This window comes from Candidatus Binataceae bacterium, from assembly GCA_036495685.1.
In the GTDB taxonomy this organism is placed as follows: Bacteria; Desulfobacterota; Binatia; order Binatales; family Binataceae; genus JAFAHS01.
In genome coordinates this window covers 67870-89483 of record DASXMJ010000191.1, presented here as the reverse complement: position 1 = coordinate 89483, position 21614 = coordinate 67870, and the positions used below count along the sequence as shown (strand labels likewise).

Here is a 21614-nt window from a genome sequence, read left to right as displayed (position 1 = left end):
GGGAGGTTACCGGCTCCTGCGCTTGAGGATGTCTTCGAGCTGCTGTCGGTCGCTCTCGGTGAGATGCTCGCTGGGCGCGGGAGTAGTCTTACGCGCGGCAGGTGTGGCGGCCGCCGCCGCCGATGGCGCGGCAGGCGGAGGTTGAGAGCTGACCTGCTCCGACGGCGAGGCGGTGCCCACGGGGGTGGTGGGATTTTCCCCGGGGCGGTACGCGAGGTAGTGCAGAACCTGCGGAACCAAGGTACGGCGAATGACGAAGCCTGCGATCAGAAGCGCAATCGCGATGATGAGCAGTGTCCTTCGCCCCCGCCGTTTCCGCTTCCTCTTGGCCACTAGTTCACACGCGGGAAAAAATCCACCGCCCCTCACCACGTCCATTTTTCGAGTCAGTTTACCGAAGCGCCGAACAGAACAGAACCAGTCCAGCGCAGCACCAGGACCGCCGTCGAGAGTTCATCACAGCGGCGCGCGCCATTGTACCAATCCAACCCGATTTCTTGCGCGCGTCGGCTTAGGCGCGAAAGGCGAAAGAAGGTTCGATGGTGCGGGCCATAGAAATGACGGGCTGCAAACGCGAGCTTGCGAAGTTTGCGCCCCGTGACACCGCGGTGGAGCTCGCGGTCATATCGCGTGAACGCCACCGGATCGTCATCAAGGAATTGGCCGATTGCCCCTGCCGCCGCCTTGCCGTGTTCAAAAGCGCACGAGATGCCCTCACCCATCAGCGGGTCAACTCCTGCGGCATCTCCCGCCAGAATGACGCTTCCCTTCGCATAGCGATCACGCCGGTCAAACCAGCGAATTGGCGCGGCCCGGAAGTTTCCGCCCCGACCCTGAAGGTGCTCAAGTGGAAGCTCGGGGAACGCGCGCTTAAGCTCGCCCAGCAGCGCCGCGTGCTCGCCGCCAGAAGCCCGCGAGGCGCGCGGGTGTTGATCATAGATGCCGACGTTCAGATGTGGCCGCCCCTCGATCAAACAAGGAAACGACCACGCGTAACCCTTTATGCCGACACCGACGCAACGAAAGTCGAAGCGGTAGCATTGCGCGGCGAACTCAACCGCCGCCTTTGCATCAACTTCGATGTCGGTCATCAGCGCGCGCCCGATGGTGGTCTTGTCGTGGCCAAAAGTGCTTCGGCGGACGGCGCTACCCGAGCCATCGGCACCGACCAGTACGCGGGCCTCGAAGTTCCCGCGTTCGCTAACTACCTGCACCAAGCCGCGCTTCTGCGCGACGTCGACCACCCGACAATGTTCCACGATCTCGAGCCCCGCCGCGCGCGCCTGCCGCGCCAGCAACGCATCGAATTGATCGCGCCTCACTACCGTTCCGACCGGCTCATCGCGATGGACAATCGCATCGCCGACGACCGTTCGCGCTCGGCTGCTCTGGACCGTAACCGAAGGGACGTCGAGCGCAATGCCCAACTCCTGCAGCGCCAACCTGGCCTTCGGAATCAGGCCTCCCGCGCAAGTCTTGAAGCGTGGATGGCAGGACTTCTCCAATGCCACCACTCGGCCGCGCAGGTTGGGGCGCGACTTGATCAAATAAAGGGCGGTGGCAAGCCCGGCCGGCCCGGCTCCGGCGATCAAAACCTCGCATTTGCGCGTTGGCCGCATCGTGCGCACCGACCTTCGACGCTAGCTGTCGATGCTCTCGCGGGAAAGAGCCAGAGGTCGGGCGTGAGCGCGCCTCGGGATGCGGTCCCCGCCACCAAGGGTTAACCAGAAAAGACGCACGGCGTGGCGGAAAATTCCGCCACGCCGTGCGTGAGCTCGTGGGGAAAGATGGTTTAGCCCTGGCCTTCTTCAGCCGGCTTCACCACCACGTAGAGAGTGGCGCTCCCGCGTTGGAGCAGGATGCGCGTCGGCTTCTTGCTGCTCTTGGCATCCTTCGCCTTCTCTATGAAGTCCTTTACGTCAGCAACCTTGTTAGAGCCGACCTCGAGAATCAGGTCGCCCGGCTGCAATCCCGCCTCCGCAGCGGGGCTATCCGGCTGGACGCCACGCACAACCACTCCTTTTCCCGCGTTGAGATGGAACTGCTGCGCGAGCTCCGGAGTGATGTCACCAACCTTCATACCCCAGTCGCCACCTGGCTCCTGGCTTTTGGCGCTGGCGACATCCTGCTCCTTCAGCTCGGCGATGGTTACCTGCAGCGTTTTAGGTTTGCCGTTACGCAGCACGATAACATCGACGGTCTTGTTTATCGGAGTCTGCGCAACATAGGTCGGCAGCTCGTGCTCGTCGTGGACATCTTTACCGTTGAACTTGATGACGATGTCGCCACGCTCAATGCCGGCCTTGTCGGCTGGGCTGCTCTTGTCGACGGCTGCAACCAGTGCACCTTCGGGCTTACTCAGTCCGAACGATTGCGCGAGATCCGCGGTCACCTCTTGAATCTCGACACCCAGCCAGCCGCGAACGACCCGTCCGTGCGCCTTGAGCTGCTCCACAACGTTGCGGGCCAGATCGATGGGGATGGCGAAGCCGATGCCGTTGTTGGCGCCGGTGCGCGTGTAGATGAGGGTGTTAATTCCGATCACCTGGCCGTCGGTATTGAACAATGGCCCACCCGAGTTGCCCGGGTTAATCGAGGCATCGGTCTGAAGGTAGTCGTCATAGTTGCCACCGAGGATCTTACCCTTGGCACTCACGATACCGGCGGTGACCGTCATGCCGACGTCAAAAGGATTTCCGATGGCGATGACCCAATCGCCGATTTCAGTCTTGTCGGAATCTCCCAGCAGCGCACTGGGCAGCGCGTCTTTCGTGCTGATCTTGATCAGGGCGAGGTCGGTCTTCTGATCCTTGCCGATGACCTTCGCACTGAATTCCCGTTTGTCGCTGAGTGTGACCTTGATTTCGTCGGCGGCACCAACCACGTGGTTGTTGGTCAGGATGTAGCCGTCGGGTGAAATGATCACGCCTGAGCCGAGCCCACGTTGCTTGTATTCCTTGGGTATCTGGCCAAAGAATCGGCGGAACTGTTCGAAGGGATCGCCACCGGGAGGGGGGCCCATTCCTTCGTCACCGCCGCCACCACCCTCATCGCCCTCTCCGAAAGGCGCCATCGCCATCCCGGATGACTTTACGTCCTGGACCACCCGTACGCTCACGACCGTCGGCCATACGTGTTTCACCAACGGTGCGAAGGAGCCCACTACGCCACTGCGTTCATTGGGCTCGGGTGAGTTTGGCGCGGCTGGTGCCGGCGCAATCAGGGGTGACGAAACAGCGTGCGGCGCAGAACTATCGGCCTGCGCCTCCCCTTTATCGCTGGATCCCCAGAATGGAAATGCCCCCGCGCGTGCAAACGCGATAGTCAGCCCCAACAACACGCCGCCGAGTACGGCAGCGATTTTCTTAACCATCTGTGCCTCCTGAAACGCCTCGGACCAGCCAGCATACCAGATGCCGCAGTCCTTGAATTACTGACGATTAGAAGAGGGTCTAAATTCAGCGTCCCAGCCTAAAGATACTCACGATTTCGCCAAGATCTACAGGGCCGCCTCCCGGATCCGGGCGTCCTCGCCCGCTTAAAGCATGCCGCAAACCGCAAACTGATTCCATTTGAATCAGATATCGGTTCAAGACCGCCCACCCCGCGGCGTTTGGCATGCAGGCTTGCAACAAAGCTTCAACCGACCCTTTCGAATAGCACTCGAAGACGGGTGCGGAGGTCGGAGCGCATAAGAAGGTTGGTGCTGTCCGCAAATTGATCGATCGAACCTATCGGGCCTACGCTCTCGTAAATCTTCCGCAACTGCGGGTCGCGGATCTCATCGCTGACCACTTTCGCGAATCGTCCGGCGCCGAGTACTCGATAGGGCCGTTGGCGGAAAGACATGGTGCCGCCATCCAGTCGTGCAAAGATACCCATCACGTTGTGCATGCGTGCAACCGCCTCATAAGCGGCGCACAGGTGCCGTTCGCGGCCTGGCCAGGAGTCGTCGGCGAGCGCGGCGTGCAACAGAGGCTCGATTTCACGCGCGCAATTCAGACGCGCAAAGGCGGTACCGAGCCATTTACTGTAGGGGGCGTATCGGCGTTCGAGCAGAAAGCACAAGCGCATGACGTCGCGGACCAATCGCGCCGCATTGATGCGCGACCCGACTTCATCGCCGTCTTCACCGCATCGGCTGGGAAAGTGCTCTTCCTGGGCAAGGCGAATCCATTGCGATGCGAGCATGTACAGCCAGACCTCGCGTGGATACCACTTTAGCCGCTCGCGTAACGGGATCAGTTCCTCGAGGCCATCGTGATAGACGGCCCCAGCGGTGAGTTCCAACAGCGTGTTTTGATACATCAGCAGCCAGTCGATATTGGAGAACGCGGCGTCCGGGACCACGCCCAAATAGCGTCCGACGAACTCGCGCAGGCTATGAAGATAAACGTGATGCTGTACCTTATCCGTTTCAGCGGACGTCATGATTCGGACCCGATTCTCATCGGGCTTCGTGAAGTTGGGTGGGATAGCCTCGAAATTCAACTGGAAGACGGGTCGAGAGAACTTCGTCGATGGAAGGGCCCACCGCCTCGCGCTCGTTCTCGGCAAGGAAGATCACCAGGCGCGGCCCCCACTCGTGATCGGTGGAACGCGCCGAATCAAAACCAAGCACGTCGGATCCGTAGCCGATTAGTGCCGCGGAATAACGCAGCCCCGGGAATGCGGAAGCCAAGACAGGCTCCACCGCCTCGTTATAGAAGAGCTGGTTGAGCTGGATGCCCGGAATGAACTGCGGCATAGCTCAGCTTAGAGTACTGAACTATGTGGGGCGATCTACTGCGCGGTCATGCCGCCGTCTACCGGAATCGCCGCGCCGGTGACGAACGATGCACGATCAGAAAAGAGCCACGCCACTGCATTGCCGATTTCTTCCGGTTCCCCCACCCTGCCTATCGGCTCCTGCGCAATCATGGCCTTCTTGAGTCGCTCGTTGGCCTCAAACCACCCGAGGATGACGGGCGTTCCGACCACGCCCGGACAGATCGCATTTACCCGGATGTTGGAACGAGCATATTCGAGCGCCGCGGTCCGGGTTAGGCCAACCACGCCATGCTTGGCGGCCGCATAGGCACCCATCCGAACTGCGCCGAGCAGGCCCGCAGTCGAGGCAGTATTTACTATCGATCCGCCCCCCTGCTTGAGCATCTGCTTGATCTCAAATTTCATGCAGAGCCAGACACCCTTCAGATCTACCGCCAGGGTGCGGTCCCAGTTCTCCTCGGTGTCGTCGGCGACGTTCACCACGGTCCCGGAGATTCCAGCGTTGTTATGCGCACAATCCAGGCGACCCCATCTCGTCACCGCTGCCGTAATCAGAGTCTCTACCTCGGCGGCCCGCGATACATCGGCCTTGAAGAATTCCGCTTCGGCGCCAGCAGCCCGGACCAGACCGACGGTCTCCTCACCGCGACGCGTCGAGACATCCGAGACCAGGACCTTGGCGCCCGCCTGCCCCAGGACCACTGCCGTCGCCCGACCAATTCCGCCGCCCGCTCCGGTAACGAGCGTCACCTTGCCTGCGAGAAATCCCGCGTTCAATAGATGACCTTCTGCTCCATGAGGGTTTGGATTTCGGCGTCGCTAAGGCCGAGCAGCCCACCGAAAATCTCGCGATTGTGCTGTCCGACGTCGGGCGGCATCGAGTAGTTCAGCTCCGGCACGTTGCTCATTTTCACCGGCATGCCCGGAATGATTCGCTCGCCAACCTCATGATGAGCCATCTTCATCCAATAGCCCCATTTCCATAGATGGCTATCTTCATGAAGCTCCACGCTGTCCAGCACCGGGCCCGCCGGAACGCCCACTCTCTGCAAGGTTGCGGCCAGTTCGCGATGATCGTGGGAACGCGTCCAGTCGCGGAGCAGAGCGTCGATTTCCTCACGATGATTCAACCGCGCTGCCCGATCGACGAACCTCGCATCGCGCGCCCACTCGGGATGCAGCGCCACCGCGCACAGGGCGTTCCATTCGGCGTCGTTGCTGACGGCAATCGCGATCCACCGATCCTCGCCCTTGCACTTGTACGTGTTGTGCGGTGCCATCATCGCGTCCCGGTTCCCCCACTGCCCGCGGTCGCGATGGTTCATGAAGTAGTCCATGAACCATTCGTTCATCTGACTGATGACGGTCTCACCCATGCTTGCATCTATCCATTGACCCTCGCCGGTACGCTTCCTATGGCGCAACGCGGCGAGTGTGTGGAACACCACCGCCGAAGCGATCGCGTAGTCAGGCCAGGTCCCTCCGGTTTGCCGCGGCGGACCGCCCGGATAGCCCTGGGCATCGAACATTCCGGCGAAACAACATGCCATCGGGCCCCATCCGACCCAACTCGACGGCTCGGTGCCGGTCTTACCCAACAGCGACACCGAAATCATCACGATATCGGGTTTGACCGCCTTGATTCGCGCGTAAGTCAGATTCAGACGTTCTGACACGGGACGTGGAAAGCATTCGATTACCAGGTCGCTTTTCCGGATCAGGTCGCAAGCGAGATCGTAGCCTTTCGGTGTCCCCAGGTTCAGGTTAATCGCTTTCTTGCCGTAGTTGAGCATGTGGTAGAAGCCGTTACGATTCGGTCCCGGCTTTCCATCCGCCATGCCCGCAGGATTGATGCGACCAATATCGATATAAACCTGCGACTCTATCTTGATCACTTCGGCGCCCATGGTCGCCAGCCACTGGGCAATTTGCGGCCCATTGATGATCCAGCTGAAATCGGCCACGCGGATTCCTTCCAGCGGAAGCGGTGCCATCAGATAACTCCCGCCGCGTGAAGGCCGTGCTGGTCTTCGCGCGGAATCGCAAGTCTGTCGAGTATCTCTTTGTTGTGCTCGCCGAGCATGGGTGCGCGCGACGGAATTGCTGGCGTGGCCGTCATCGAAACCATCTGCCGCGGGAACAGGAAACGACCTGCCACCGGATGCTCGATGGCGACGAATGCATCGCGCGCGGCGAGGTGTGGATGATTCGCCGCCTGTGACACCTTGTAGACGGGTCCGATCGTGAGACCCAGTTTCTGACCTTCGTCTACGAGGTATTTCATGTCGTGCTTCTTGAGTTCTTCGCGAATGACCAGGCGCAAAACGTCGTCGTTTTGCTGCCGTCCTGCCAGCGTGTCGAACAACTCGGTATCAAGCCCATCGGGATTGCCGAGCAGTTTCTTGAGCGCCTGATAGTGAGAATCGGCGGCCCAGAGCGTGTACACGTAGCCGTCGCGGCACGCCATCGGCTCCAAGCCGACCAGGGTCTGGCCCCGCATCCGGCTGAAGGGGATTCCCAAGTAGCTGTAGGCCGCCATTTCGATTTTTGAGGTGTTGACCGTCGCCTGCCAGCACGGCGCATCGATCCATTGACCGTCTCCGGTCAACTCGCGTTGAAACAAAGCCATCATCGCCGCCGCCGCGGCATTGGTGCCTCCCATCATGTCGGCAATATGACCTGGAGCGCGCAGCGGATTCTCGCGCTCGCCGTCATCGATCAGGGTGGGAGTATTGTAGCCGGTGAGGCTCATCGCCCACTCGATAAGATCGGAGCCCTTCCAATCCCGATAGGGACCGGTTTGTCCAAACGGAGTGATCGATACGACAATCAAGCGAGGATTCAGCGCGTGGAGCGCTGGATAAGGTAGTCCGATGCGCTCGAGAAACCCGGCCGGATGGTTCTCGATTAAGAAATCGGCCTTAGAGATCAGACGCTTGAAGACTTCGCCACCGGCGGGCGTCGCAGGATCCAGCGTGAGACTCTTCTTGCCGGTGTTCAGATAGAGAAACATCCCGCTTTTTTCGGGATGGGGCTGGTCGTCGGGAAAGGGGGGATACTGGCGTGCGGGGTCGCCCGCCCCGGGTGCTTCTATCTTGATGACTTCGGCGCCCAGGTCGGAGAACATCTTGCCGCAGATCGGTCCCGACACCATCTCGGCGTATTCAATGACCTTTATGTCGTCGAGCGCCCCGCTCATCGCGCGTCTCTGTGACCCAATCGTCAGTGCCACCCCGCACATAGCAGAGACGGTGCGCGTTTGCACGGGCATCGAGGTACTCCATGGTCGGGCGCACGCAAGCCCTTCGCGACTAGTGCGGTGAATTACCCTCGGGCCGCAGCGGACCGCAGTCGAGCTTGGGTCGCCACCCGGCGCGCGGCTTCGGTCGCTTCATAGATTCCGAGCGTTTCGGCGAGTTCGTTTTCCAGATGGGTGGTAGCCAGATCCCGATAGGTGCGAAGGGTCGGATCCTTGAGCAGTCGATGCCGCAGGCGCGTCAGCCTCCACAGAAATCGAATGGCGGGGACATAGGTCGCGAACATTTCACGCCCCCGACGGGCGTAAAAAGCGAGCGGCGGTTCCAGCGGCAGTCCATTGCGGCGGTCCTTGCGACGCTTGCGCCGAAACACGCCGCTCTGCAGCGGATGCACTTTCTCAAACTCGTGGCTTGCGTAGAAGGTGAAGATCATCGAGGTCAGACGCGCAGGATTGATACCACTGCCGATCGCGCGCTTGATGAGGGTCTCGTTGTGTTCCGCCGAATAGTACAGGGACCAGGCGCGATCGTAGACGGCCTGCCACTCGGCGCGGCCCATCTGGGGATGAGCCGTGGTCACGTGCTCGAGGTCGTAGCGGTTCAAGTCTTCATCAAGCTTTCCGCCGCGGAGGTGCAAGTCGAGATGATCCTTGGAACCAGGCAGCGGGGTCAGCATGAAGAATTCCAGCAGATCGATCGGCAGCTCGCGCTGAATGATCGCGATATCGCGCGCGATGGTTTCGGGAGTATCGCTGGGGAAGCCGAGGATGTAACCCGCGTAGGTAAGCACACCCGCCTTGCGCCAGGACTGCAGCATGGCGCGGTACTCGGTGATCCGGTTCTGCCCCTTTGACGCGCCCTTTAAGCTGGCAGGGTTGATGTTCTCCAGCCCGATGAAAACCCGCTTGCAGCCGGCACGCGCCGCCTTCTCAACGAAGCGCGGAATCTTGTGGCACAGGGTATCGACCTGGATGGTCAGATGAATGCGTAGGTGGTGCGTTTCGCGCAACTCGATAATGCGATCGAGAATTGCTTCCCAGTTTCGATTGCGTGCGAAGTTGTCGTCGGTGATGAAGTAGGTCGCGACCCCGGATCCGTGGTTGGCGCGGATGAGTCGCTCCACGTCGTCGGCGCTGCGATAGCGCGACTTGCGTCCTTGCACATTGATGATGGTGCAGAAGCTGCAGCTGAACGGACAGCCGCGGCCGCCATCGAACGCGCTGATATTTCCGAGGTTGTGGCGGATGAGCTTTGCCGGCAGATAGGGGGTCGGCTGGTCGTTGAGCGCGGGCAGCTGGTCAACAAAGTTGTAGAGCGGCGCGAGCCTTCCTTGATAGGCAGCTCTCAGAATCTCATCGAAGCGGCCCTCCGCCTCGCCCGCGAACAGGGTCACGCCCAGGTCTTGGGCGTCCTTCAACTCGGGCGGCATCGCGGGCAGCATCGCTACGCAGCCGCTGACGTGAAAACCGCCCATAACGACCGGGATCTGGCTGCGGCGCAGCACGCGCGCAATATCCATCGCGCGCGGAAATTGATTGCTCTGAACTCCCACCAGACAGACCACGCCACAGAAACGATTGCGCCGAAAGCGACGGATTATTCGCCGCAGGGGAACTACCTGGTTGGTTTCATCATATGCCGCAACTTCGATCTCAACGTCCTCGCCGAGTACGCGACGAGCTTTGGAATCGATCGCGAGTCCATACAGGCAGGAGAGCGAGTTGGACGGTATCCATCCGCGCCACCATTGGATCACGTAACCGTCGTCGTCATAGTGCGATGGTTTGATCAGCTCGACCAGGAACCGGCGGTGCGCACGTCTGGGGCGCGTTGCGCTACCCTCGGACGCAGCTGAAGACGACGCGGCGGACCCGGACAGCTGGTTCATCTAAGGTGAGCAACTCCCACAAACAACGCCCACAGCCTATTGGACCCGCAGAGCCGACGCCATGCGGTTCGGGCCCGAGTGTGAAGAAACATTTCGCCCAACCCGCAACGCGGTCGGCAGACAACGTTTGATCGCGACCAACGGCCACTCGATGCCGAGTCTGGCAACAAGGCTTTTGGTCACCTGGGGTACGGGAGCAGGACGAAAACACAAGCGAGGCCGTAGGCTTGCGCGGTGACTTCTAAGAGACTCCCAGAATCATACGCGAGTTCAGCGACGCGCGAATTTGCGTTGCTCGGGCTTGGCCTGCTCTGCATCGATAGAGAACAGACTGCGATTGCGTTCGATTTCCTCCGTCGCCCAGTCACACCAGCGGACGCTCTCCTCCATAAAGCCAATTCCGTAGCGTAGCGTGAAGTACGAGAACATCTGGTGTGCGCTGCCGTAACCGCCTTGTGCGAAAAAGTCGCGTTCGATTCCACGCAGCTCTTCGAGATAGGCGAGGCAGCCAGCGCGCTGCTCGGCGAATTTCGCAAGCGCGCGGCCAGCGCCCAGATGCCCGAGATAAAGCGTTTTCAAAAGCGGTGCGTGCTTGAGCTTGAGCTTCTCGTACGGGCTTTCAAGCCATCGCTCGAGGGCTTCGCGGCCCGTCGCTGTGATCGCGAACAGTCGCTTGTTTGGCCGTCCGCGCTGGATTAGCTCGCGGCTGCTGATCCAGCCCTCGCGTTCCATGCGTGCAAGCGTCGGGTAGATCTGTCCCGGGTGCGCATGCCAGAAATGGCGCATCGACAGATTGAAAATCCTGGAGATGTCGTAGCCGCAGATGCGCGGCGCAGCTGCGATGAGCCCGAGCAGCGCTAGTTCCAGTGACGCTTTCACCGGCGTTGCCCCGCCGCCCCCCGCCCCCCGCTTCTTTGATTCCAAGGGGTTCCGTGCGGCGGGCGGAGACGCTTTTGGATTCGAATTCTTCACTCAGGCTTCAGGCACCCAATTGCCGTGGAAACCGAACGGTACGCGATGCGGTGCCTTGACTCGCGCGACCGGGCGGCCGGCAAAATCGCCCGCCTCCTGAATTACCAACTCGCTGGAGTTCAGCGAGGGGTCGTACCACACCGACATCACCCATCCGTCATCTTCGGAAGCATTGCCGCCGCGCGGCACAAACACCGGCTCTCCCGGCATCCGTCCCTCACCAAGTTTCAAAAATTCCGTCTTGCCAGTCTGGAAATCACGCTTCGCGACACAATCAAATCCCACCTCATCGAAGCCCCTCGAACTCCGCTCTCGGGCGGCCAGATAACCGAAGCGATGCGGCTTGCCGGCGCGACGCTCGTCGAGACGTGGAAACTCGCCTACGTAGTCTTCCAGTTGCTCACTTTTAACCGACCCGTCAGCGAGGTTGAGGCGCCAGCGCCAAGGAAACGGAGGCTGCCCGAAATTGTTGCCGCTCATATCCAGCGCACTCATCCGGCATCCATCGACGATCAGCGTGTCGTTCTGTTCATACGCATTGAGAAAGTGGAAGACGAAGAACGCCTCCGCCGCAAACCACTTCACTTCACCAGTCCGCCGGCTCATGACGCCGATACGGGTTCCGTGCTGCGGCTCCCAGTTCAGCAGCGGTTTTCCGGCCGGCGGATTCTCGATGCGAAAAACCGAGGGGCACGCGAAAAAAATCGCGTAATTGTCGGTGGTCACGAAGTCATGCATCATCACCGCAAGGCCGCTGTCGATCGGGCGCGCTTCGAGCAGATTGCCGGCTCGATCGGCGCGATACCACGTCACATAAGGTGGAAACGGTTGATAGCCGAAAAATAACAGATCGCCGTTCTGCGGGTCGAATTTCGGGTGCGCCGTGACCGGGCCACTGACTTTGCCGCCGAAATTATAGAGACCCACCGTGGCGAGCGTGAGCGGCTCCAGCTCGTGGGGCAGTGCCGCCTCAAACAGCGCAAGCAGCCGGTTCGCATAGCCAATGATGTTGGTGTTCGCCGCGTTCTTGAAGGGAGGTGTCTCTGCAGGCAATTCTTTGGCCGCTTCGAGCAGTCCGCCGAACAGTGCCCGTCCCGCTTTCATCTCCGCGCGTAGCCCCTCGGTCATCACGTAGCGGTTGCGGTACGCCGCGCGCCCATCCTTAAGAATGAAGCCGTGCACCATCCCGTCGCCGTCAAACCAGTGGTAACGTCCTCCCGGCTTGAAGTGCGGGTTGGGCCCTATCCGGTAGAGCGCTCCTCTAAGCTCGCGCGGAATTTCGCCCTCGACCTCCAAGTCGCAGGCGTCACCCTCTTCGCGCCAGGGGGCATAGTTTCCGTTGAGAAAAGGATTGTCCGAGTTCCACATGGGGACCACTCCGGTAACGCGATTTTGCGCGTTTCGATATTCAATTGCTGATATACTTCAATATTGAACTAAGGGCAACCAATTCGCCGCCCTCGCGCGACCCACCCTGCAGCCCCCCGGATGCACCCGTGAGCAGTCGCGTGACTGCATTTGCCGCCCCCTCGCCAGCGGCTTACTCTAAAGGCATGCTGGGGTGCGCGGTTCTGTTCGCGGGCGGACTCGGCGCCTGGACGCTGCTGGAATACGTGATCCACGGTCCGCTAAGCCATCGTTTTCAGACCTTCGTCAGCCCACTCCACGACGTACACCACCGCGACCCCCACGCCGTGTTTACGGCCCGGGCCTGGCTGCCGCTGCTCACCATAACCCTTACGCTGATTACGTTTTCCGGCTTCCGTCCGGCAACCTTTTTCTTCCTTGGAGTGGTGGGGGGATTCGTCGGGTACGAAGCCGTGCACTACCGAATCCATTTTGTGCGCCCGCGCAATCGGCTCGAAACCCGTCTCCGTCTCCGCCATCTTGCTCATCATACTCATCGGCCGAATGCGATTTTTGGGGTGACCAGCCCGTTCTGGGACCGGGTCTTCGGCACGGAACCTGCTCTCGCCGAGCAGGAGGAGATGCACGGCGCGATGCGGCACATCCCGGCCCTGACCGGCCCGAGCAACTGGAAGCGCGCATTCACCATGTACCTGCCTGGCCGGTGAGCAAGTCTCGGTTTAATAGCTTGACTCGTTATCTCAAGTCGAGCTATTGAGACGAGCTATGGCGCTGCCGACCTTGCAACGGACTTCACCGCTGCCGGTGCGTTCGACCGCGGCCCAGGAATCCTCATGGCAACGCGATGTCCAGCAGACCACCCCGCGGATCGACGTGAAGTTTCCGATTCTCGGCTTTCTGATGGATTCCGAAGCTACCGGCTACGACCTGAAGCGGCGATTTCGCAACCCGGTAGGATTTTTTTATCGCGTGAGCGACGGCTCGCTTTACCCGGCGCTCAAGAAGCTGGCGCGCGATGGCTTGGTGACGCAACGCGTCGAGCGCCACGGCCGGCGCTCGCGCAAGGTCTACGCGATCACCGAGGCGGGACGCGCGCGCTTCCTAAAAACTCTCCGCGAGCCTGCACAACCAGTGTTCGTATTCGATGAGGCGCAGGTGAAAATCTATTTCGCGCATCACGATCCGCAGTCCGCACTCACCCACATGGCCCAGGTCCACGAGGAAGACCTGCAGCGTGCCCAGATGCTGCGCTGGCTTGCCGACGACATGGAACAGCACGGCGAGAGCGTGTTTCGCAAGGCGCTGATCGAAATCGGCTATGCGGTCACCCATGCGAAGGCCGAGGTCTTCGCCCGCCTCTTCGACGAAGTGAAAAACAAGCTCTCGGTCAACGGCCGAGCGCGTCCCCGGCGCCGAGCGGCCCCGGCGCGATAAATGCAGACCGCACAAGGGAGAAGCGAATGGACGAAAAATACGCGATCGACATCGACCACGTGACTCGCGTCTACAAACGCGACGAGTTCGAAGTTCGCGCGCTCGATGACGTGACCCTCAAGGTTCCCGAAGCACGCTTCGTCGCGATTATGGGTCCGTCCGGTTCCGGCAAGACCACAATGCTGAATCTGATCGCCGGAATCGACCACGCGACCTCCGGTCGGGTCGCGGTCGGGGGCGAGGAAATTACTTCCATGAAGGAGCGCGATCTGGCGGCGTGGCGCGCCCGCCACATCGGGCTGGTGTTCCAATTCTACAATCTGATCCCGGTCCTAACTGCCTTCGAAAACGTCGAACTTCCGCTGTTGCTGACTCACCTGCGCAAAGCAGAACGTCGCGAACACGTCGAGACTGCCCTCAAAGTGGTTGGTCTGTCCGACCGTATGGATCACTATCCGCGCCAGCTGTCGGGCGGCCAGGAGCAGCGCGTGGCCATCGCCCGCGCCATCGTCACCGATCCCACCATCGTGGTCGCCGACGAGCCGACCGGTGACCTCGATGCGAAATCGGCCGAAGAAATTCTGAACCTGCTCACCGAACTTAACCGGCAGTTCCACAAGACCATCGTGATGGTTACCCACGATCCGCGCGCCGAGCGCTACGTCGACACCGTGTATCGGCTCGACAAAGGCATCCTGGCCGGAATCGAACCCGGCAAGGCCGCCGCACAGCCGGCGGCTGCGGGAGCGAGCGCGTAGGGGCGGCGGAGGGAAGCGCGATGAAGTTCACGATGCTGGTCTTCAAGAATCTGCTGCGTAGCAAGCGGCGGACGTTTTTGACGGTATTCTCAATCGCAGTGTCGTTGTTCATCTTCTCTGCGCTGGTTAGTTTCCCAACCCTGGCGCGCCAGATTCTCGCCGATCGCGCATCGTCGTTGCGGCTTGCGGTTCACAACAAGGCTGGGGTCACCTACTCGATGCCCGAGGCCTACAAGCAGCGCATCGCGGCGACACCGCACGTTATCGCGGTCGTCCCGGAAAGCTGGTTTGGCGGAATCTACCACGAGGTCAATGACCAATTCCCGAACTTGGCAGTCGATCCCGACCAGGTCGATCTCATGTGGGACGACTGGGGAATTTCCAAGGCGTCGTTCGATGATTTCAAACGCTTGCGCACCGCGTGCCTGGTGTCGGGCGGGACCATGAAGCGCTTCGGGCTGCACGTCGGTCAGCAGATTCAACTCAGAGGAACCGTCTATCCGTTCAACGTAACGCTCAACATCGTCGGGGTGATGAACGACAAGGCGCCGCCGAATTTTCTCCTGTTCCGGCGTGACTACTTGGAAGAAGCCGCCGGGCGCCCCGGGTTTGTAAGCATGTTTTGGGTCCGCGCGGATAAGTCAGAGAATATCCCGCAAATCATCGCCTCCGTCGACGAGCAGTTCGCCAATTCCATGGCGGAAACCCGCAGTGAATCCGAAGCGGCCTTCATGGGCTCGTTCACACAGGGCTATCGGGCCTTTTTCGAACTGGCGGAAATTCTCGGCCTCATCGTTGTCCTCACGATCGGACTGGTCGCGGCCAATACCGCTGCAATGTCGATTCGCGAGCGACGCAGCGAAATCGCAGTCATGCGCTCAATCGGTTTTCGCTCCGGCACCATCCTGGGGCTGTTGCTAGGCGAGTCGCTGATTATCGGCTTAAGCGGCGGAATTCTCGGTTGCGCGAGCGCGTATATCATTCTGCGAGTGTTCGCGGTCGGCTCTCCCGCGATCGGGATCAGTAACCTGCAGATGCCTCCCATCGTGGTCGTGGAGGCGCTCGGTGCGGCCTGTCTCATCGGGCTGCTGAGCGCGTGGTTCCCGGCACGCTCCGCCGCGCGGCAGAACATCGTCGATGCTTTAAGGCTGGTTGCGTGACCATGGCGATCCCGCTCAAGTACAACATCCGGAGTCTGCTGGTGCGGCGCGTATCCACGGCGATGACCGCGGGCGGAATCGCGCTGGTGGTCGCGGTGTTCGTGATAGTGATGGCGATGGTGGCCGGCCTGGGATCCGCGATCAGCGATACCGGATCGCCCGACAATGTGGTGGTGGTACGCAAGGGCTCGACCACCGAGACCTCCTCGGCCGTCCAGCTCGATCAATTCGATGCACTGAAATTTCTTCCCCAGATCAAGCGCGATGCCGACGGCAACCCACTCGCCTCGCCGGAGCTCCCGGTGCAGGTGCTCATGCAGCGGTCCGGTGGGGCCAGCGACAACGTCGTCGTACGCGGGGTGCTTCCGGTCGCCCTGCAGGTACATCAAAACGTACACCTGATTGAGGGTCGCATGTTCAAGCCGGCACTCAACGAGGTAATCGTGGGCAAAGCGCTGGTCGGACGCTATGCGAATACCAGCGTCGGGTCGACGATGCACTTTGGGCGCGGCAACTGGAAGGTGGTGGGAATTTTCGACGCGGGGGGAAGCTCGTTCGAGTCGGAGGTGTGGGCCGACATCCACAACGTCCAGGACGACACTCAGCGCGGTGCCTATTACGCGTGCGCCCGCCTCAAGATGCTGCCGGGCACCGAGATCGACGCACTGATCCGCAGGATCGCCGACGATCCGCGCATCAACCTGCAGGCGCAGACCGAGACCGACTACTACAAGGACCAGTCGGTGGTGGCCAATCAGCTGCGCGCACTGGGCATGATCGTCGCGATCATCATGGGGATCGGAGCGGTGTTTGCGGCCATGAATACCATGTACGCGGCGGTTTCCGCGCGCACCACCGAGATTGGTACTCTGCGCGCGCTGGGATTCAGACCCGGCGCGGTGCTGGGATCGTTCATGCTGGAATCGCTGGCGCTCGCGGTGGCAGCCGGGGCGCTCGGCGTGATCCTGGCCTTACCGATCGATGGTTTTTCGACCAGCTTCGGCAATTTCGTGACCTTCTCTACCATGGCGTTCGCGTTTCGGGTGACGCCGGCGGTGGTGTTGCAGGCCCTGTTATTTGCGGCCGTAATGGGTGTACTGGGCGGCTGGCTTCCCGCGCGCCAAGCTATGAAAATGCAGGTTGTCGAGGCGTTAAGGAAGGGTTGAGCGCAATGAGCACTGAACCGTCATCACCTCGCCCGTCTTCAAGCATTCGCGAGCTCGAATCGCTCCGCATCGCGCGCAAGGCCGAGACGCGCCCTGGCCGTCTGGTTCCCGCGCTCGTGGCGCTGGTGGTCATCGCGGGTTGCGCCGCGATCGGTTACCAGGTCTACGCGCGTACGCTTGGACGCCCGCCCGAGGTGCAAACCGCGCTCGTCACCATCAAACAGGCGGGAGAGCCAGGAACCCTGCTGACCGGTTCCGGGTATATCGTCACCCAGCACAAGTACATCACGGTTGGAACCAAGCAACTCGGCCAGATTGTTGCCGAGCCGATCGAGGAAGGCCAGCACATCAAGAAGGGTGACATCCTGGCGCGCATCGACGACGGCGACTATCAGGCACAGCTGCGACAGGCGATGGCCGATCGCGACCTCGCCGAGGCAGATATCAAACTGTATGCAGCACAGGCGGACCGGCAGCGCGAGCTGTTCAAGGCCGGCGTCGCGACCCGTGACCAGCTCGATATGGCCGAAAACAAGCTCAACGAGGCGCAGGCCGCGTTCAAAAAAGACCAGAGCGGGATCGATTTCTACAAATACCTGGTCGATCAGTGCGTCATTCGCTCACCGATCAACGGTCTGGTGCTGACCAAGATTCACGAAGTGGGCGACATGATCACCTACGCTAGTGGTGCGAATGCCGGCGGCGGCGTCACCGACATCGCCCAGATCGCCGACACCGAGGACATGCGCGCGGAGGTCGATATCAACGAGAGCGACATCGCCAAGGTCACCATGGGGATGTCGGCGAGCGTGATCCTCGATGCGTATCCGGATCGCTCATTCGACGCACGGGTCGTGAAGATCTATCCGGAAGCGGACCGCCAGAAAGGTACCGTCAAGGTCGAGGTTCATATCCTCACCCCTGACCTCGCCATTATCAAACCCGAGATGAGTGCCAAGATTTCATTTCTCGGCGGGTCCGCAGTTAAAGAAGAAGCGCCGGCGCTCGTCCTGGTTCCCCAGAAGGCCGTCGTCGAGGAGGGCAACCAGAAGTACGTGTGGGTCGTGCGTGCGGACACCGCGCACCGGATGGAAGTGTCGCTGGGGCGCGAATACCAGGACGGTGTCCAGGTCCTGCAGGGCTTGAGCGGGGGCGAAAGCGTGATCGTAGTGCCCCCGGCGCAGCTCCATGATGGACAGCCGGTCACCCCGCAAGCCTCGTAGCGGCGGCTGACCGGCGACCCGCGTTCCGAGTTACGCCCCGGCGGGTCTCAGCGCACTTCCTGGTCAGATTGAATATCGGGCCAGGAGCCCTCGAGCGATCACCAGCGACTGGATTTCGTTGGTCCCTTCACCGATCATCATCAGCGGGGCGTCCCGGTAAAACCGCTCTACTGGGAACTCTTGCGTGAAGCCGTAACCGGCCAGCACGCGCATCGCGTCGAGTGCGATCTTGGCACACGCTTCCGAGGCGAAGAGCTTGGCCATTCCGGCCTCGACGTCGCACCGTTCGCCCGCATCTTTCTTTCCTGCAGCGCTGATTACCAACAGACGCGCGGCTTCGAGGCGGGTGCCCATGTCGGCGAGCATCAACTGCACGGCCTGATGTTGCGCGATCGGTTTGCCAAAGGCGGTCCGCTGCTGCGCGTAATGGATTGCGCTTTCAAAGGCGGCCTGCGCGACTCCGACCGCGCGTGCCGCGACGTTGATCCTTCCCACTTCCAGCGCACTCATCACCTGCTTGAAGCCCTGCCCTTCGATGCCGCCGATCAGGCTCGTGGCCGGCACCGCAAAGTCCTCGAGCAGAACTTCGCAGGTATCGATTCCTTTGTAGCCGAGCTTCTTGAGGTTGCGGCTGACCGTCGGCCCGTTTGCGTTCTTCTCGACCGCAAACATGCTGATTCCGGCATAGGCCGGCTCGGCTTTCGGATTGGTTTTGGCTGCAACCGCTAGCATGGTTCCGTGACGGGCATTGGTAATGAACATTTTGCTGCCCGAGAGAAAATAGTCGTCGCCCCGACGGACCGCGGTACTGCGGATCGATTGCACGTCGCTGCCGGCGTGCGGCTCCGTCAAAGCCAGCCCGCCCCGCTTCTCGCCGGAAGCCATCGCCGGTAAAAAGTATTGCTTCTGCGCCTCGGTGCCGTGATGGACAATCATGTAGGCCATGATCAGATGGCTGTTGATCACGCCCGCCAGGCTCATCCATCCGCGCGAGAGCTCCTCCATGACTCGTGCGTAGGTGCTGAATGAAAGGCCGAGGCCACCATGGGCGGCCGGGATGGTGGCGCCAAAAAGACCCAACCCCTTCATTTTGTCGACCAGCTCCTGCGGGTACTCATCGCGATGCTCCAGTTCGCTTGCCACCGGCATGACGTCGCGTTCCACAAACCGGCGCACCGCCTCGATTACCTGCTTGTCCAGAACTTCATCCATCGGTTTAACTCCGCCCGAGTGCCATGCCAACCCTCGGGTCCGTGCTTCGGTTTAGCAGAGGCTCGGGACACAGCGCCAATTGCGTTCCTTGGTGAGAAGACGCGCCCGGCTCGCTTTGCGTAAGGCTGAACGGCCGACGCCGGTTGCGTGCCGGAGCGCGGCTGACTAGAGTAAGTGTCAAATTGACGCAAAGTACCCGGTCGGCGGTGGAATCTGCGGAGGCGTTGGAATCCGGGGCACACAAGGATTTGCCATTGAACGCACCCACACACTCCCCTATTTCGGCGCGCGCGCTTCATGACAAGCTCGCGCCGCTTGACCAGAGTGGCTACGGGCTCGAGGCTTGCGAGCGGTACGCCGAGCAGATCGCCGAGATTCTGCGCCTCAAGGAGGAGCGCAAGGCCATCGTGCTTGCGCACAACTATCAGCGGCCGGAAATCTTTGAGGTCGCGGATTTTGTCGGCGATTCGCTGGAGTTGGCCCGCAAGGCCAAAGAGGTCCGCGACGCCGACGTGATCGTGTTCTGCGGAGTCTATTTCATGGCCGAGACCGCCAAGGTCGTGAATCCCGGGCGCACCGTGCTGATTCCCGACCTGAGAGCGGGATGTTCGCTGGCGGATGCGGTCACTGCAGAAGCCCTGGCCGAACGCAAGGCGGAACTGAAGCAAATCTATCCCGACCTCAAGGTCGTGGCGTACGTGAACTGCACCGCCGACGTCAAGGCGCTTTGCGATGCCTGCTGCACCTCGGCCAACGCAGTCAAGGTGGTCAACGCCATCGACTCCGAAAACGTGCTGTTCGTCCCCGATCAGAATCTGGCTAACTATGTACAGGAGAACACCCGCAAACGAATAATTTCATGGGATGGTAACTGCTACGTCCACCATCAGATAACGCCGGCGGAAGTAAACAAGGTCAAGACCTCGATCCCAGGCATCAAGGTGATAGCCCATCCGGAGTGCCGCAAGGACGTGCTCGCGCTGGCCGACGCGGTGCTCTCGACCAGCGCCATGGTCAACTATGCGCGTACCAGCGAGGCCGACAAATTTTTGGTGGTTACCGAATGTGGCCTGTCCGATCGCCTGCTCATGGAGATACCCGAAAAGCACTTCTACAAGGCGTGCAAACTATGCCGCTTCATGAAGATGATCACTCTCGACGGCACCCTCGATTCGCTCCGCAATCTTCGCTACGAAATCAACCTTCCCGACGACGTACGCGAGGGGGCGCGGAGGGCGCTGGAGCGGATGCTCGAGTTGAGCGCCTGAGCAACTCGGCAGCGGCAGCCGACCACGGCGCGGCACAGTCCGCGGATCGCTTCGAACGCCCCCGCGTAGCCGTCGATACCGTGCTGTTTGCGGTCCGCGAGCGGCAGCTTAAAACCTACCTGGTCCAACTTGCGCGCGGTCCGGCGCGCGGAAAATGGGCCTTCCCGGGCGGGCTGGTAAGGCGCGGCGAACTGCTCGACGACGCCGCGCGGCGGGAATTGCGGACCTCGACCGGACTTGGCCAGTGCTACTTCGAACAACTCTTCAGTTTCGGAGATCCCTCGCGCGATCCCGACGCGCACGTGGTGTCGGTCGCCTACATGGCGCTGATTGCCGACCCGGAGCGGGTGAGCGGGCCTTCGCCCAAATACGCGGCCGGGGGGTGGTTCGAACTTTTCAAGTTGCCCCCGCTGGCCTACGACCACGCGCTGATGGCCACCTACGCGCTCCGGCGCCTTAAGTCGAAACTCGAGTACAGCAACATCGCCTATACCCTGCTGCCCCGGATGTTCACCTTTGCGGAGTTGGAGGAGCTCTATGCTCGAATTCTCGACCGACCCATCGATCGCCGCAATTTCCGGCGGCGAATTTTAGCGATGGATCTGTTGCGCCCGCTCCGCGAGACCCGCCGCGGCCCTCATCGTCCGGCCGCCCTGTACACCTTCGCCCGGCAAACTCTCCAGATGATTGAAATGCTATAGTAGTCGTGGAGCACTTGATGGGCACCAAAGGGACGCTTGCGGTAATCGCCACCCTCATCCTGATGGCGGCGGGCGCATACGTGTGGTTTGGGGCCCCCGGCGGCTTCGCAGACACGATTGGGCAGGCGGCGACCGGGAGTGATCCGGCGTCGAATCTGCGCCTGACCCTCGATCCTAACCTGTTCAAGGGCGAGGTACGCGAGGCTTACCAGATAGCGCGGCAAAACCCCGGCTTGCTTGCGCAGCTTCATTGTTACTGTGGCTGCGACAAGAGCGAAGGGCACAAGAGCCTGCTCGATTGTTATCGCGACAAGCACGGCAGCACTTGCGGCATTTGCGTGGGCGAGGCGCGGATGGCGGCGCAGTTGACACAACAAGGCACGCCGGTCGAGCAGATACGCGATGCAATCCGCGCCAGATATGCCAGTGGAGACTGA

General features: G+C 61.0%; 21 protein-coding genes. 9 read left to right on the top strand and 12 right to left on the bottom strand.

Annotated elements, in window-relative coordinates:
• Positions 1–6 precede the first annotated feature (6 nt).
• The 11 genes from VGI36_17730 to VGI36_17680 all read right to left on the bottom strand — a co-directional run bounded on the left by VGI36_17730 (position 7) and on the right by VGI36_17680 (position 12255).
• Positions 7–333, bottom strand: coding sequence for a hypothetical protein (locus tag VGI36_17730; GenBank protein HEY2486988.1), 327 nt, complete (start codon positions 331–333; stop codon positions 7–9).
• A gap of 53 nt (positions 334–386) precedes the next feature.
• Entirely contained in the window at positions 387–1619 is a 1233-nt protein-coding gene (locus tag VGI36_17725; GenBank protein HEY2486987.1) for an NAD(P)/FAD-dependent oxidoreductase, read from the bottom strand.
• 173 nt (positions 1620–1792) lie between these two features.
• Entirely contained in the window at positions 1793–3373 is a 1581-nt protein-coding gene (locus tag VGI36_17720) for a DegQ family serine endoprotease (protein ID HEY2486986.1), read from the bottom strand.
• A gap of 266 nt (positions 3374–3639) precedes the next feature.
• Positions 3640–4431, bottom strand: coding sequence for a DUF4037 domain-containing protein (locus tag VGI36_17715; protein HEY2486985.1), 792 nt, complete (start codon positions 4429–4431; stop codon positions 3640–3642).
• Positions 4432–4447: 16 nt separating this feature from the next.
• Positions 4448–4747 (bottom strand): hypothetical protein, encoded by a 300-nt coding sequence (locus VGI36_17710; protein HEY2486984.1) that lies wholly within the window; start codon positions 4745–4747, stop codon positions 4448–4450.
• 35 nt (positions 4748–4782) lie between these two features.
• Positions 4783–5547, bottom strand: coding sequence for a glucose 1-dehydrogenase (locus tag VGI36_17705; protein HEY2486983.1), 765 nt, complete (start codon positions 5545–5547; stop codon positions 4783–4785).
• Entirely contained in the window at positions 5544–6764 is a 1221-nt protein-coding gene (locus tag VGI36_17700) for a CoA transferase (GenBank protein ID HEY2486982.1), read from the bottom strand. The genes VGI36_17705 and VGI36_17700 overlap by 4 nt, the downstream gene beginning before the upstream one ends.
• On the bottom strand, positions 6764–8041 hold the full coding sequence (locus VGI36_17695; GenBank protein HEY2486981.1) for a CoA transferase: 1278 nt from the start codon (positions 8039–8041) through the stop codon (positions 6764–6766). The genes VGI36_17700 and VGI36_17695 overlap by 1 nt, the downstream gene beginning before the upstream one ends.
• Positions 8042–8094: 53 nt before the next feature.
• Positions 8095–9915, bottom strand: coding sequence for a radical SAM protein (locus VGI36_17690; GenBank protein HEY2486980.1), 1821 nt, complete (start codon positions 9913–9915; stop codon positions 8095–8097).
• 270 nt (positions 9916–10185) lie between these two features.
• Positions 10186–10794, bottom strand: coding sequence for a PadR family transcriptional regulator (locus VGI36_17685; protein HEY2486979.1), 609 nt, complete (start codon positions 10792–10794; stop codon positions 10186–10188).
• A 93-nt stretch (positions 10795–10887) separates the two neighbouring features.
• A complete protein-coding gene (locus tag VGI36_17680) occupies positions 10888–12255 on the bottom strand; it encodes a carotenoid oxygenase family protein (protein ID HEY2486978.1) in 1368 nt (455 codons plus the stop codon).
• 140 nt (positions 12256–12395) lie between these two features.
• Between VGI36_17680 and VGI36_17675 the strand changes: the two genes are divergently transcribed.
• The 6 genes from VGI36_17675 to VGI36_17650 are packed head-to-tail and all read left to right on the top strand — an operon-like array spanning position 12396 to position 17996.
• Positions 12396–12962, top strand: coding sequence for a sterol desaturase family protein (locus VGI36_17675; GenBank protein HEY2486977.1), 567 nt, complete (start codon positions 12396–12398; stop codon positions 12960–12962).
• Positions 12963–13020: 58 nt separating this feature from the next.
• The gene (locus VGI36_17670) at positions 13021–13689 is read left to right on the top strand and encodes a PadR family transcriptional regulator (protein HEY2486976.1); all 669 of its coding nucleotides are present in this window, start codon (positions 13021–13023) and stop codon (positions 13687–13689) included.
• Positions 13690–13715: 26 nt separating this feature from the next.
• On the top strand, positions 13716–14447 hold the full coding sequence (locus tag VGI36_17665; GenBank protein ID HEY2486975.1) for an ABC transporter ATP-binding protein: 732 nt from the start codon (positions 13716–13718) through the stop codon (positions 14445–14447).
• Between the two features lie 20 nt (positions 14448–14467).
• Positions 14468–15607, top strand: coding sequence for an FtsX-like permease family protein (locus tag VGI36_17660; GenBank protein ID HEY2486974.1), 1140 nt, complete (start codon positions 14468–14470; stop codon positions 15605–15607).
• A 2-nt stretch (positions 15608–15609) separates the two neighbouring features.
• Positions 15610–16773, top strand: a complete 1164-nt coding sequence (locus tag VGI36_17655; GenBank protein ID HEY2486973.1) for an FtsX-like permease family protein — start codon at positions 15610–15612, stop codon at positions 16771–16773.
• 5 nt (positions 16774–16778) lie between these two features.
• Positions 16779–17996, top strand: coding sequence for an efflux RND transporter periplasmic adaptor subunit (locus tag VGI36_17650; protein HEY2486972.1), 1218 nt, complete (start codon positions 16779–16781; stop codon positions 17994–17996).
• 63 nt (positions 17997–18059) lie between these two features.
• Here VGI36_17650 and VGI36_17645 read toward each other — a convergent pair whose 3' ends face one another.
• Positions 18060–19208 carry an acyl-CoA dehydrogenase family protein gene (locus tag VGI36_17645; protein HEY2486971.1) on the bottom strand — a complete coding sequence of 383 codons (1149 nt, stop codon included), beginning with the start codon at positions 19206–19208 and terminating at the stop codon, positions 18060–18062.
• Between the two features lie 254 nt (positions 19209–19462).
• Between VGI36_17645 and nadA the strand changes: the two genes are divergently transcribed.
• Genes nadA through VGI36_17630 form a run of 3 tightly spaced genes read left to right on the top strand, consistent with a single transcriptional unit; the run spans position 19463 to position 21614 of the window.
• Positions 19463–20476: a quinolinate synthase NadA gene (nadA, locus tag VGI36_17640; GenBank protein ID HEY2486970.1), complete on the top strand. Its 1014-nt coding sequence runs from the start codon at positions 19463–19465 to the stop codon at positions 20474–20476.
• Entirely contained in the window at positions 20473–21177 is a 705-nt protein-coding gene (locus tag VGI36_17635; protein ID HEY2486969.1) for an NUDIX domain-containing protein, read from the top strand. Before nadA ends, VGI36_17635 begins: the two co-directional genes overlap by 4 nt.
• A 17-nt stretch (positions 21178–21194) precedes the next feature.
• Complete coding sequence (locus VGI36_17630; protein HEY2486968.1) at positions 21195–21614, top strand: CYCXC family (seleno)protein; 420 nt, start codon at positions 21195–21197, stop codon at positions 21612–21614.

Excerpts from the sequence above, each read along its gene's own strand:
- VGI36_17655 (HEY2486973.1), top strand. The coding sequence starts at position 15,610 with ATGGCGATCCCGCTCAAGTACAACATCCGGAGTCTGCTGGTGCGGCGC.
- VGI36_17630 (HEY2486968.1), top strand. The coding sequence starts at position 21,195 with ATGGGCACCAAAGGGACGCTTGCGGTAATCGCCACCCTCATCCTGATG.
- VGI36_17710 (HEY2486984.1), bottom strand. The coding sequence starts at position 4,747 with ATGCCGCAGTTCATTCCGGGCATCCAGCTCAACCAGCTCTTCTATAAC.
- VGI36_17665 (HEY2486975.1), top strand. The coding sequence starts at position 13,716 with ATGGACGAAAAATACGCGATCGACATCGACCACGTGACTCGCGTCTAC.
- VGI36_17690 (HEY2486980.1), bottom strand. The coding sequence starts at position 9,915 with ATGAACCAGCTGTCCGGGTCCGCCGCGTCGTCTTCAGCTGCGTCCGAG.
- VGI36_17725 (HEY2486987.1), bottom strand. The coding sequence starts at position 1,619 with ATGCGGCCAACGCGCAAATGCGAGGTTTTGATCGCCGGAGCCGGGCCG.
- VGI36_17660 (HEY2486974.1), top strand. The coding sequence starts at position 14,468 with ATGAAGTTCACGATGCTGGTCTTCAAGAATCTGCTGCGTAGCAAGCGG.
- VGI36_17720 (HEY2486986.1), bottom strand. The coding sequence starts at position 3,373 with ATGGTTAAGAAAATCGCTGCCGTACTCGGCGGCGTGTTGTTGGGGCTG.
- VGI36_17645 (HEY2486971.1), bottom strand. The coding sequence starts at position 19,208 with ATGGATGAAGTTCTGGACAAGCAGGTAATCGAGGCGGTGCGCCGGTTT.
- VGI36_17680 (HEY2486978.1), bottom strand. The coding sequence starts at position 12,255 with ATGTGGAACTCGGACAATCCTTTTCTCAACGGAAACTATGCCCCCTGG.
- VGI36_17715 (HEY2486985.1), bottom strand. The coding sequence starts at position 4,431 with ATGACGTCCGCTGAAACGGATAAGGTACAGCATCACGTTTATCTTCAT.
- VGI36_17700 (HEY2486982.1), bottom strand. The coding sequence starts at position 6,764 with ATGGCACCGCTTCCGCTGGAAGGAATCCGCGTGGCCGATTTCAGCTGG.
- VGI36_17670 (HEY2486976.1), top strand. The coding sequence starts at position 13,021 with ATGGCGCTGCCGACCTTGCAACGGACTTCACCGCTGCCGGTGCGTTCG.
- VGI36_17650 (HEY2486972.1), top strand. The coding sequence starts at position 16,779 with ATGAGCACTGAACCGTCATCACCTCGCCCGTCTTCAAGCATTCGCGAG.
- VGI36_17695 (HEY2486981.1), bottom strand. The coding sequence starts at position 8,041 with ATGCCCGTGCAAACGCGCACCGTCTCTGCTATGTGCGGGGTGGCACTG.